Origin of the sequence: Bacillus sp. EKM420B, assembly GCF_011065565.1 — a bacterium.
Taxonomy (GTDB): Bacteria; Bacillota; Bacilli; order Bacillales; family Bacillaceae; genus Bacillus; species Bacillus velezensis.
Genome location: NZ_JAAMNX010000002.1, coordinates 957176 through 970047 on the forward strand (window position 1 = coordinate 957176; position 12872 = coordinate 970047).

9 protein-coding genes are annotated in these 12872 nt (G+C 47.6%); 8 read left to right on the top strand and 1 reads right to left on the bottom strand.

What is annotated here, in order from left to right; genetic code table 11:
- The first annotated feature begins 43 nt into the window (after positions 1–43).
- The 4 genes from G9F48_RS09855 to G9F48_RS09870 all read left to right on the top strand — a co-directional run bounded on the left by G9F48_RS09855 (position 44) and on the right by G9F48_RS09870 (position 3545).
- Positions 44–1702, top strand: a complete 1659-nt coding sequence (locus tag G9F48_RS09855; protein WP_165409413.1) for a glycoside hydrolase family 13 protein — start codon at positions 44–46, stop codon at positions 1700–1702.
- 121 nt (positions 1703–1823) lie between these two features.
- Complete coding sequence (locus G9F48_RS09860; protein WP_102422034.1) at positions 1824–2240, top strand: secondary thiamine-phosphate synthase enzyme YjbQ; 417 nt, start codon at positions 1824–1826, stop codon at positions 2238–2240.
- On the top strand, positions 2237–3268 hold the full coding sequence (locus tag G9F48_RS09865) for an NAD(P)H-dependent flavin oxidoreductase (RefSeq protein ID WP_103526672.1): 1032 nt from the start codon (positions 2237–2239) through the stop codon (positions 3266–3268). Before G9F48_RS09860 ends, G9F48_RS09865 begins: the two co-directional genes overlap by 4 nt.
- A 25-nt stretch (positions 3269–3293) precedes the next feature.
- On the top strand, positions 3294–3545 hold the full coding sequence (locus G9F48_RS09870) for a hypothetical protein (protein ID WP_070082269.1): 252 nt from the start codon (positions 3294–3296) through the stop codon (positions 3543–3545).
- A 17-nt stretch (positions 3546–3562) separates the two neighbouring features.
- Here the strand turns inward: G9F48_RS09870 and G9F48_RS09875 are convergent, their stop codons facing one another.
- The gene (locus G9F48_RS09875) at positions 3563–4300 is read right to left on the bottom strand and encodes a protein-glutamine gamma-glutamyltransferase (RefSeq protein WP_043867366.1); all 738 of its coding nucleotides are present in this window, start codon (positions 4298–4300) and stop codon (positions 3563–3565) included.
- A 141-nt stretch (positions 4301–4441) separates the two neighbouring features.
- Here G9F48_RS09875 and tlpB (G9F48_RS09880) point away from each other — a divergent pair, with 141 nt between their 5' ends.
- From tlpB (G9F48_RS09880) to tlpB (G9F48_RS09895), 4 genes are all read left to right on the top strand, one after another.
- A complete protein-coding gene (gene tlpB / locus G9F48_RS09880) occupies positions 4442–6427 on the top strand; it encodes a methyl-accepting chemotaxis protein TlpB (RefSeq protein ID WP_165409414.1) in 1986 nt (661 codons plus the stop codon).
- Between the two features lie 184 nt (positions 6428–6611).
- The gene (tlpB, locus tag G9F48_RS09885) at positions 6612–8600 is read left to right on the top strand and encodes a methyl-accepting chemotaxis protein TlpB (RefSeq protein ID WP_165409415.1); all 1989 of its coding nucleotides are present in this window, start codon (positions 6612–6614) and stop codon (positions 8598–8600) included.
- A 127-nt stretch (positions 8601–8727) separates the two neighbouring features.
- Positions 8728–10713: a methyl-accepting chemotaxis protein TlpB gene (tlpB, locus tag G9F48_RS09890; protein ID WP_003152139.1), complete on the top strand. Its 1986-nt coding sequence runs from the start codon at positions 8728–8730 to the stop codon at positions 10711–10713.
- 115 nt (positions 10714–10828) lie between these two features.
- Positions 10829–12835, top strand: coding sequence for a methyl-accepting chemotaxis protein TlpB (gene tlpB, locus G9F48_RS09895; RefSeq protein WP_165409416.1), 2007 nt, complete (start codon positions 10829–10831; stop codon positions 12833–12835).
- Positions 12836–12872: the final 37 nt, after the last annotated feature.

Here is a 12872-nt window from a genome sequence, read left to right on the forward strand (position 1 = left end):
TTCGTCCCGCTTCTTCATATGCTGTAAAGAAAGGAGTGTCGGTATGAAAACGGATTGGTGGAAAACGGCGGCCGTCTATCAAATTTATCCCCGAAGCTTTATGGATTCGAACGGGGACGGAATCGGCGATATTAACGGCATCAGAGCAAAGCTTCATTACATAAAAGAGTTGGGGGCGGATGTGATTTGGCTTTGTCCCGTTTTTGACTCGCCGGGCGCGGACAACGGCTACGATATTCGGAATTATAAACAAATTGCCGGCGAATTCGGGACGATGGAGGATTTTGACAGGCTCCTTGCGGATGTCCATGCGCTCGGCATGAAGCTGATTATAGACCTTGTCATCAACCATACAAGCGATGAGCACCCTTGGTTTATCGAATCACGCTCAGCGAAAGATTCCGAAAAACGGGACTGGTACATCTGGAGAGACGGAAAAAACGGCAAAGAGCCGAATAATTGGGAAAGCATTTTCGGCGGATCAGCGTGGGAATATGATCAAGAGACCGGCCAGTATTACCTGCACCTGTTTGACAAAAAACAGCCTGATTTAAATTGGGAAAACGAAGCGATGAGGCAGTCCGTTTATGAGATGGTCCGCTGGTGGCTTGATAAAGGCATAGACGGCTTCCGGGTGGATGCCATTTCTCACATTAAGAAAAAAGAAGGGCTCCCTGATATGCCGAACCCGGACGGTCTCCCGTACGTCCCGTCTTTCCCGTATCATATGAATGGGGAAGGCATAATAAATCTCTTAAAAGAGCTGAAGCGGGAAACATTTTCGCGCTATCCGATCATGACGGTCGGCGAGGCGAACGGAGTGGCGGCTTGGGAGGCGGCTGATTGGGCCGGTGAAGAAAACGGCGTCTTTCAAATGATTTTTCAATTTGAACATCTCGGCCTCTGGGATACGGAAGATGATCAAAGCATCTCCATTCCGGCGCTTAAGCGCGTCTTGTCCGACTGGCAGAACAGCCTTGAAGGGAAGGGATGGAACGCGTTATTTATGGAGAACCATGATCAGCCCCGTTCCGTTTCGGTATGGGGTGACGAACGGTTTTTGACAGAAAGCGCCAAGGCACTCGCCGCGATGTATATGCTGATGAAAGGCACGCCGTTTATTTACCAGGGACAGGAGCTCGGCATGACCAATGTTTCGTTCCCATCCATTGAAGATTATGATGACGCCGCAATTAAATATCTGTATGAAAAAGAGACGTCCCGCGGCGTTCCGCATGAACAAGTGATGAAGATCATCTGGAAGAAGGGCCGGGATAATTCACGGACACCGATGCAATGGAGCGGTGAGGCGAACGGCGGGTTTTCTGATGTTTCTCCGTGGCTCGGAGTGAATCCGAACCACACATGGCTGAACGCCGCATCACAATTGCAGGATGAAACATCCGTATACCATTTCTACAGACGGCTGATCGCCCTCAGGAAAGAACATGGCGTATTGATCAGCGGAACTTATGAATTGCTGCTTCCGAATGACCGGCAGATTTATGCCTATCTAAGAAAAAACGGAACAAAAACCGCCCTGATCATCACAAATCTGTCCCGAACCCCCGCTTTATACAGGCATCCCGGTTATCCGCTTGACTCCGATTCTCTCGTGCTTGCAAACGCGGAAACAGAAGCGCACCGCCATGTGACATCCTTTCTGTTAAAGCCTTATGAGGCCCGCGTGTATATATGGTGAAAAACTTCAGTCCCGAGGCTGAAGTTTTTTGTGATCTGCGTTTATCATCGCGATCCGACAGGAAAAGACAAATACAGAAACGAATATGGGAAAGGAAGAGAAAAAGAAAGGAGGCATTCATATGCTGAAAAAATTGCAGATTCAAACAAACAAAAGGGATGAAATGATCGACATCACACATGAAGCCGAATTGTTTCTCCGCGAAACAGGCGTAAAAAACGGTTTGGCGCTCATATACTGTCCACATACCACCGCCGGCATTACCATCAATGAAAATGCCGACCCGGATGTGAAAAGGGATATGCTCCGCAGGTTTGACGAAGTGTATCCGTGGGAGCACGAACTGGACCGGCATATGGAGGGAAATACGGCGGCACATATGAAAGCGAGTACAACCGGCGCCTCTCAGCATGTCATCATAGAAGACGGGCGCCTGATACTCGGAACATGGCAGGGCGTTTATTTTTGCGAATTTGACGGTCCGCGAAACAGAACATGTTATATCAAAATACTGGCTGAAACGGAGGAAAACAAATGAGTGAGTGGATGGGTCCATTATCATTAACAAAGCCCGTCATTCAGGCCCCGATGGCCGGCGGGCTGGTCACGCCGCGTCTGGCTTCGGCGGTATCAAATGAAGGGGCGCTCGGAAGCCTCGCTTCAGGATACGTCAGCCCGCAAGCGCTTGAAAAACAGCTTATCGAGATGAAAGAGCTGACGGACCGCTCCTTTCAAGTAAATCTTTTCGTCCCGGAAGAAAGACAGATGCCTGAGGCGGAACTTGTTGAAAAATGGAAAGCCCGCATTCCGAGGGCAAAAGACGCTAAGCCGTTCTCTGATCTGAAAGAAGAATGGAATGATTTCGAGGAAAAAGCGGAGCTTCTGATCCGTTACGGAGTCAAAGCGTGTTCATTCACCTTCGGCCTGCCGCCGGAAGAAACGGCGGAAAAGCTGAAGAAAAGCGGTTGTTTCCTTTTCGGCACAGCGACAACGCCGGAGGAAGCGAAGGCTTTTGAAGAACGGGGAATGGACGCCGTTATCCTTCAGGGAATAGAAGCCGGCGGGCATCGCGGGTCGTTTCTGCCGGTTAAAGGAGAACCGGCTCTCGGCCTTATGGCGCTGATTCCGCAGGCTAAAGACGCGCTGGATATCCCGGTGATTGCGGCAGGCGGCATTTTTGACCGCCGCGGGGTGCAGGCGGCCCGATGTTTGGGTGCGGACGGCGTTCAAGTAGGAACACCGTTTCTCCTTTGTGAAGAAAGCAGCGCCTCACCGGCATACCAAAAAGCCATTGCCGAATCAAAAGGAGCCGATACGCGGCTGACCACCCTGTTTTCGGGAAAACAGGCGCGGGGGATCGTGAATCAGTTCATGAAAACATATGAAGCTGACGAGGGAAAAACGCTGCCTTATCCGCTGCATAATACGCTGACAAAGCCGATGCGCGGGCACGCGGCTCAATCAGGAGACGCGGAGTATATGTCTTTATGGGCCGGCCAGTCCGCCGCGAAACTTGAAGGGCCGACAGACGTGAAAACCGTTTTGGACGGATTGTGCGAATCATAATCCAGAAATCGTGAGGTGATGGATGATGAAGATTCTTCAAATGTCCTATAAAAAAAGAGGGATTATTGAGTTTGTCTTTGAAGATTTTCCGCATTCCAAAGTCACCATGGCGCCGATTAAAGGGTATTACTTTGTCCGCGCCATTAAATGGAGCAGACGGGACAGAGCCGTCACCCGCCATGATTTAGAGAAGTTTGAATGGGCTGCAAACCAAGCGCTCGGCACGACGGCTTTTTACCGGAAAAGAAAAGCATTTCACATCCCATCGTCACAATGACAGACGATGGGATTGTTTTAATGCATGATCTGATAAAGCGCGGGTGCATCAAGCCTTGTTGCCTGGTTAAGCAGATAAGCCGGCTGCACGGCATTTTTTTTTCTTAAAGAATTCAATCTCTGGATGATTTGTTCAGCGGTCAGAATCCCGAGACCATGGGCGAAATATTGATCATTCCCCATCACAATGACATTTTCTCCCCGCCACTGAGCCTTTGCAGGGTTAAAATCAGGATTTTTAAAATATAAACAATCTCCCCGTAAAAAGTGGCTGCCGGTTTCCGTGTAGATCGGCAGGTGCTCATAGTGCCAGTCATACAAAGTGATATCCCGGAAACGCCGGTTAAACCGTTCTTCACCGATTGTCTTTAAGACGGCCAGATAATAAATCACAACAATGGCGGTAGCGCATTCAAATGCGTAAAACGCCCCGTTTTCAATAATGTCCCGAATCGCTTTTGAAGCGGGAATCCTGTACTTCAGCTCCAGGGCTCCTTCCGGCGTCAGTCTCCAATAAGCCGTATTTCCGTATGTTTTGGCGAAAGTTGCAAATTTCACACCTGATCCGTGCAATTCTCTTGCGGCTTCCACAATATGGCGGCGCAGCCGCACCTCGAACATCAGTTCAGCAATCGACCCGTAATCGAATTGTACGGGAGAATTGAGCAGGTCATTTATATACGGAACAAGGCTTTCTTCCGTCTGCCAGTTCGCGATGTCCTGAGGCCGAAGCACTTGGCCGGATATGATAATCATCTGCGCGCCCCCTATCTTTTTTTATAAGATATGCAGGAAGCTTGGGCAATGAAAATCAAGTCATAAAAAAGGAGGAAATGTTAACAAAATGTGAAGACTGAGCCGATATATAAGGTATCACACTTGAGGGAGCAGCTTAATATGAAAAAATTCATTAATTGGTGCACAAAGGCATCGATTTCACGTAAATTAATCATTTCATTTATCGTGATCTTAATCATACCGATTCTCGTGTTAGAATTCAGTTCATACCATACGGCGAGCAATTCGCTGGATGATCAGATTTCAGGCAACGCGAAAAATAACATCGAATCTTTTAACACAACCATTACAAATGATATCGGCGCAAAAGCAAAGGCGATTGAATTTTTCAGTGAAACGTTAAAAGGGTCATCCTTCTCAAAGAAAAACATGTCTGCTCTTGAAGAAAAGTTCGGGCAATACACGTCTATTCATAAGGACGTAGCCCGCATTTACGGAGGTACGGAAGACGGCAGCTACGCACAGGCGCCGAAGGAAAATACTCCGGCCGATTACGATCCGAGAACACGCACTTGGTATAAAGACGCTGTGAAGGCCGGCGGCACGCTCGTTGTCACCGACCCTTACACCGCGGCAAGCGACGGCAGCATGGTCATTACCGTGGCAAAGCAGATGCAGGACGGAACTGGCGTAGTGGCCATGGATATTACGATTGACCAGCTGCTGAAGCAGATGCAGGGAATCAAAATCGGGCAAAAAGGATTCGTGTTTATCACGTCCAAAAATAAAACCTATGTCGCGCATAAAGACCACAAACCGGGCGATAAAGTTTCAACCCCGTGGCTGAATGAGGTATACAGCAAAGACAGCGGCATTATTTCATACAAGCTCGATGATCAAAATAAAAAAATGGCGTTTACGACAAATAAACTGACCGGGTGGAAAATAGAGGGGAGCATGGAGCTCACCGAAATTAAAGACGCCTCACAACCGGTGCTGACGATGGGGATGATTGTCCTTGCAGCATCCATTATCATCGGGGGAATTTTAATTCTGTTGATTGTCAGATCCATTACGTCACCGCTGAAACGGCTTGTCCGCTCTTCTAAACAAATCAGCGGCGGAGACTTGACTGAAACCATTGATATCCGCTCGAAAGATGAATTGGGCGAACTCGGCGCGAGCTTTAATGAAATGGGAGAATCTCTGCGCGGACTGATCAGCGCGATCCAAAACTCTGTCGACAACGTGGCCGCGTCATCGGAAGAGCTGACCGCTTCAGCTTCGCAGACAAGCAAAGCGACGGAACATATTACAATGGCCATTGAGCAGTTCTCAAACGGAAACGAAGAGCAAAGCGAAAAAGTCGATTCAAGCTCAGCCAAGCTGAATCATATAAATGACGGACTCGCCGCCGTTTCCCGCACATCATCATCCATTACGGAAGCATCTAAACAATCGAAGGAAGCTGCCGGCACCGGGGAAGAATATGTGCAGCAAACCGTCGGGCAGATGAATCTCATCAATCAATCGGTCCAGCAGGCGGAAGCGGTTGTAAAAGGTCTTGAGGCCAAATCAAAAGACATCACTCATATTTTAAGAGTCATCAACGGTATTGCCGATCAGACAAACCTGCTTGCTTTAAATGCAGCCATTGAAGCGGCAAGAGCGGGTGAATACGGGCGGGGCTTTTCAGTGGTTGCGGAAGAAGTGAGAAAGCTTGCCGTCCAATCCGCCGGTTCTGCCAAAGAGATTGAAAAACTCATTCAGGAAATCACGGCTGAGATTAATACATCGCTTCACATGTTCACATCCGTTAATGAAGAAGTTCAATCCGGACTTGCCGTAACGGACCGCACGAAAGAAAGCTTCCAGAATATCTTCGGCATGACGAACGACATCGCCGAGAAGCTTCAATCGATGAACGGCACGGTTGAACAGCTGTCAGACAGCTCTCAGCACGTTTCAGCCGCAGTGACGGATATTGCGGACGTATCACGGGAAAGCGCAGCAAGCATTCAGGATATTGCCGCATCCGCAGAAGAACAGCTTGCATCAATGGAAGAAATCAGCACATCCGCCGATACGTTGGCGCAAATGGCCGAAGAACTGCGGGAATTAACGAAACAATTTAAAATCAACTAGTAAAAAAGGACGCTTTCCAGGTGGAAGGCGTCCTTTTTTATAGTGACAGCCGGATAATTAAATAAAAAGTCTTACATACAAAGGGAGTACATAGAACTATTTTTCATTTATGACTTAATTTTCAATGTAATAAAAAGGGAGTCGGCCGATATAAACAGTAAATGATTGAAAGAGGTTTACAAAATTGAAAAAAACAGCAAAAAAAATCGCCAGAAAATCAATAGCCAAAAAACTTATTATTTCATTTTTACTGATCTTAATTATTCCGGTAGCAGTATTGGCTGCCGGCGCCTACCGTTCGGCGGCTTTATCCGTTGAAAAGCAAATGATGGAAAGCGCCGAAGGAAATGTGCAAATCTTAAACAATATGATTGATGACCGGATCGGAATGTTTACAAAAAGCTCAGCATATTTCAGCGAATGGGCGACAAGCGCTAAATTTAAAGAAAAAAACCAAACGGAAATGCAAGAAAGGTTCAAACAGTTTATTGAAAGCAATGATAAAGCGTCCGCCATATTTTCAAGCAGCAAGGAAGGAACGTTTACCCGTTATCCGCATGCCGATATGCCGGCCGATTTCAATCCGCTTGAAAGAAGCTGGTATCAGGAAGCCATGGAGAATAAAGGCCAAACCATCATCACGGACCCTTATGAGTCCATCTCAAACAAAAAGATGGTCGTCACCATGGCCCGCGCGGCGCAAGACGGATCAGGCGTCGTCGCCATTGATATAAAAATCGACGATCTCATCACGATGACAAAAGAAGTGAACATCGGAAAAGAAGGATACGCCTTTATCCTCAGCAAAAATAAAAAAGCCGTTGCTTACAGTGATGAAAAAGCCGGCGCGGCGGTATCGGGAAAATGGGTTGATACATTATACAGCGGGCAAAAAGGCGACTATGAATATACGCTGAACGGGAAAGCGAAAAAAATGGCGTACGTGACCAATGAAGCGACGGGCTGGAAGATCAGCGGAACCATGTCCGTGGATGAAATCAAGGATGCGGCAAGACCGGTTCTGACTCTGGCCGTTATCATATTGGCGATAGCCATCGCCGCAGGGATGATTTTCATTTATTTTGTCATCCGCTCAATTACCAAACCGTTAAAACGTCTCGTAGCTTCAGCGGAAAAAATCAGCAGCGGGGATCTGACGGAAACCATTGATGTCGGCTCTCAAGATGAGCTCGGCGTGCTCGGTAAAAGTTTTAATCATATGACAGATTCACTCCGTTCGCTTATTCAGGGAATTCAGGACTCTGTTGAACATGTCGCTTCTTCCTCAGAGGAGCTGACGGCTTCGGCTGAGCAGACGAGCAAAGCAACGGAACATATCACCCTTGCGATTGAACAGTTTTCTAATGGAACGGAAGACCAAAGTGAGAGTATTGATAAAGCGACAGCACAAGTGAATGAGATGAAAGACGGGCTCAGCGATCTGGCGGAAGCGGCAGCCGTGGTGACGGAAACGTCAATTGAATCGGCGGAGATATCCGGCGCCGGTGAGCGGCTTGTCAAGAAAACAGCCGGCCAGATGGGCGCCATTGACCAATCCGTAAGTAAAGCGGAGCAAGTCGTACAAGGGCTTGAACTCAAATCGCAGGACATCACCAGCATTTTGCGCGTCATTAACGGCATTGCGGATCAAACGAATCTCCTTGCTTTAAATGCAGCCATTGAAGCGGCAAGAGCGGGAGAATACGGACGCGGTTTTTCAGTCGTTGCCGAAGAAGTGAGAAAGCTTGCCGTCCAATCCGCCGATTCAGCGAAAGAAATCGAATCCTTAATTCATGAAATCGTCAAAGAAATTCATACTTCGCTCGGAATGCTGGAATCCGTCAATCACGAGGTGAAAAGCGGACTTCAGTTAACGGACGAAACGGAAAAAAGCTTCCGGGACATTTCCGCTAAAACAAATCAGATTGCCGGTGAACTGCAAAATATGAATGCAACCGTGGAACAGCTTTCTGCCGGATCTCAGGAAGTATCAAACGCTTCAGAGGATATCGCGGCAGTCTCCAGACAAAGCGCGGCCGGCATTCAGGACATCGCGGCTTCAGCTGAAGAGCAGCTTGCGTCCATGGAGGAGATCAGTTCCTCAGCCGTCACGCTGGAAAAAATGGCGGAAGAATTACGCGAACTGACAAAGCGTTTTAAGATAAACTCTTAATTAAGTCTAAAAGACTAATTTTGAAATAGGTAAAAAGTATGTTTCGTTATATTTCTTCTTTTTGGATGTGTATATTTACCCATAATTGCCGATATGAAGGGTAAACACGCAAGAGGAGATATAGCAGATGAAAAAAATTGTGCAAATCATCAAGCAGAGATCGCTTACAAGAAAACTGCTCATTTCTTTTTTGGCCATTCTCATTCTTCCTATTTCAACGCTGGCTTTTATCGCCTATCAATCGGCGGTTAGCACGCTTGACAGGCAGATGATGGGAAGCGCACTAGATAATGTGCAGCAGATTAACGATATGATCAACACAAGCATCAGCCAAAAGGAAGACGGAACGGCATATTTCAGCGACTGGCTCACAAAGGATCGGTACAAGCCGAAAAACCAATCGCAAATTACCGATAAATTCACAGAGTACATGAAGATCAATAAAGACGTGGAATCCATCTATACGAGTGACACGGAAGGACATTTCACACGGTATCCGGATCTGCAGATGCCTAAAGGATATAATCCGCTTGAAAGAGACTGGTATAAAAAGGCCGTGGAAAATAAGGGGAAAGTTGTTGTAACAGATCCCTACCGTACGGCTTCCACCAATACGATGGTCGTGACGGTCGTTCAGCAGACGAAAGACGGCTCAGGGGTCGTCGCCATCAATATGAAAATCGATGAGCTTCTGAAAACGACAAAGAAAGTGAACATCGGAAAATCAGGCTACGCTTTTATCCTGACGAAAGACAAAAAAGTGGTCGCCCACCCGAACCGTGCGTCAGGCACAGTATTAAACGGGGAGTGGGCTGAACAGCTGTTCACCAGCAAAAAAGGTGATTTTCAATACAAATACGACGGCCAGGAAAAGAAAATGGCTTATGATACGAACGGGCTGACAGGCTGGAAGATTACCGGAACGATGTATCTGGACGAAATTCATGAAGCGGCTTTGCCGATCCTTCATCTGTCCCTGCTCGTTCTCGTATTAGCGATTGTCATCGGAACCATCGTCATGGTGCTGATTATCCGTTCAATCACAAAACCGCTCAAGCAGCTTGTGACATCATCGAAACAGATCAGTGAAGGCGACTTAACAGAAACGATCGAAATTCAGTCAAAAGATGAATTAGGCGAGCTGGGCAAAAGCTTTAACAATATGGCCGCTTCACTCAGGTCTCTCATCCATGCCATTCAGGATTCCGTGAATAACGTCGCATCTTCCTCAGAAGAGCTGACGGCTTCAGCGGAGCAGACAAGCAAGGCAACGGAACATATCACATTGGCGATCGAACAATTTTCTAACGGAAATGAAAGCCAAAGTGAAAATATTGAAAGCGCGGCGGAACATATTTACCAAATGAACAGCGGACTTAAAGATATGGCGAAAGCATCTGCCGTCATTACCGAATCCTCCGCCACATCAGCGGAAGTCGCCAATTCAGGCGGAAAGCTCGTCCACCAGACGGTCGGCCAAATGAACGTCATTGACCGGTCAGTGAAAGAAGCTGAACAAGTGGTGCGCGGACTTGAAACAAAATCAAAAGACATTACAAACATTCTCGGTGTCATTAACGGAATCGCTGATCAGACAAACCTTCTTGCGCTGAATGCGGCAATTGAAGCCGCGCGTGCGGGTGAATACGGCCGGGGCTTCTCAGTCGTCGCCGAAGAGGTCAGAAAACTTGCGGTCCAGTCTGCCGATTCAGCGAAAGAAATCGAAAGCTTAATTATAGAAATCGTCAACGAAATCAATACATCTCTCGGCATGTTCCAATCCGTCAACAAAGAGGTGGAGAGCGGTCTGGATATTACGAATCAGACCGAAACGAGCTTCAAACGGATTTCTGAAATGACGAACCAGATCGCCGGAGAAATTCAAAATATGAATGCGACGGTAGAACAGCTGACAGCAGGATCACAGCAGATTTCAGGAGCTTCTGAGCAAATCGCGTCCATCGCAAAAGAAAGCTCCGCCAGCATTCAGGATATCGCGGCCTCTGCCGAAGAACAGCTGGCCTCAATGGAAGAAATCAGTTCGTCTTCGGAAACGTTATCCCAAATGGCGGAAGAATTACGTGATATGACGAAACGATTTAAAATAGATTAATAGGTCATAGAACACCCAAATGTGCTGTTTGGGTGTTTTTTTTAGTTTTTTTAATAAATCTTTTGTCCTATCTGACGATATTAGATTTAGCTTTTCAAAGAAGGAGACTGAAAAAATGAAACAACTGATACATTGGATCAAACAGCCATCCATCAGCAAGCCGCTGATCGCGGCATTTTTAGCCGTATTGGTGCTTCCGGTCGGCATACTCGCCTACTTCAGCTACCAAACGGCGGGGAGTACATTAGAAAGCGAACTGACCCACAGCGCTCAGGGAAATGTCAGCGAATTGAACAGCGTGCTGGAAAACATGCTCGAAGGCAAGCTGAAAGCGATTGACTACTACAGCGAATCAATCACAAAGGAAAAACTGAACACGAAAAATAAATCGGCACTGCTCGACAAAATGAAGCAGTATGTCACCGTAAATGGCGATGTCGCGTCAATTTACGCCGCGTCTCGCGACAAAGCGTTTGTGAAATATCCGTCCGCTGACATGCCGTCCGATTATAATCCGCTCACGCGCGAGTGGTATACAAAGGCGGTTGAAAAAAGCGGGCAGCCGGTGTTTACCGAGCCTTATAAAGACGCTGCAACCGGACAGACGGTCGTTACGATTGCCCAGCAGACAAAAGACGGATCAGGCGTTGTGGCGCTTGATATTAATCTGGGCGACCTGCTGAACGCTTCCGAACGCGTCCAGATCGGTCATAAAGGATTTGCCTTCATTACAACGGGGGATAAAAAATACATCGCCCATCCGACTATAAAAGCGGGAACGGAAGGCTCCGGAGAGTGGACGAAAGAAGTATTTTCCAAATCAAGCGGATCGTTTGAATACATGTTTGAAGGACAGCAGAAGAAAATGGCCTTCACGACAAACAAACTGACGGGCTGGAAAATCGCCGGCACATTTTTTGTCAGTGAGATCCATGACGCAGCCTCGCCTGTCATGAAAATGGCGCTGATCATCCTGGCGGTTTCTCTTATCGTCGGCGGTATTTTAATCTTCTTTATCATTCGCTCGATTGCAAAACCGCTCAAAAAACTTGTTTCGACATCAGCTAAAATCAGTGACGGCGATTTAACGGAAGTCATTGATATCAAGTCAAAAAATGAATTCGGGCAGCTCAGCCAAAGCTTCAATGAGATGTCGGCCTCACTCCGGTCTGTCATCGGCGTCATCCAATCATCCGTCGAACATGTCGCTTCTTCATCCGAAGAGCTGACGGCATCCGCCGGACAGACAAGCAAGGCGACAGAGCATATTACACTGGCGATTGAACAATTCTCAAACGGAAACGAATCACAAAGCGAGAAATTGGAAGAAAGTGCTGATCACCTTTCCCAAATGAATGCCGGCATTGCCGAGACGGCGAATGTATCGGCGGAAATCACTGAATCCGCCATCCAAACCTCTGAAACGGCCGGAAGCGGAGAAGAATTAGTGGCGAAAACGGTAGGCCAGATGAAAACAATTGATCGTTCCGTACAGCAGGCGGAATCGGTCGTAAAAGGGCTGGAAACAAAGTCGCACGACATTAAGAGCATTCTCAACGTCATTAACGGCATTGCCGATCAAACAAATCTGCTTGCCTTAAACGCTGCCATTGAAGCAGCCAGAGCAGGCGAATACGGGCGGGGCTTCTCCGTCGTTGCGGAAGAAGTGAGAAAGCTTGCCGTACAATCAGCCGGCTCCGCAAAGGAAATCGAAACGCTGATTCAGGAAATCGTCAAAGAAATCGCCACATCGCTTTCCGTATTCCAAGCGGTGAATCAAGATGTGAAGGAAGGCCTCGATATTACGGATCAAACGGCCGAAAGCTTCAAAAAAATCTCAGAAATGACGACTCAGATTTCAGGCGCCTTGCAGCATATGAACGGAACGCTTGAGAAGCTTGCAGCCGGGTCGCAAAATGTAACAAACGCGGTGGAGGACATTACCTCAGTCGCCAAAGAAGGGTCCGCCGGCATTCAAGACATCGCCGCCTCAGCTGAAGAGCAGCTGGCCTCTATGGAAGAAATCAGTTCATCCGCCGAAACGCTTGCGCATATGGCTGAAGAACTGCAGCAGGTCACACGGAAATTTACGATTCAGTCTGAAGACGAAGAACAGCTGTAGCGAGCTGTTTCTTTTCCTCATCTGAAAAAAGCGATAC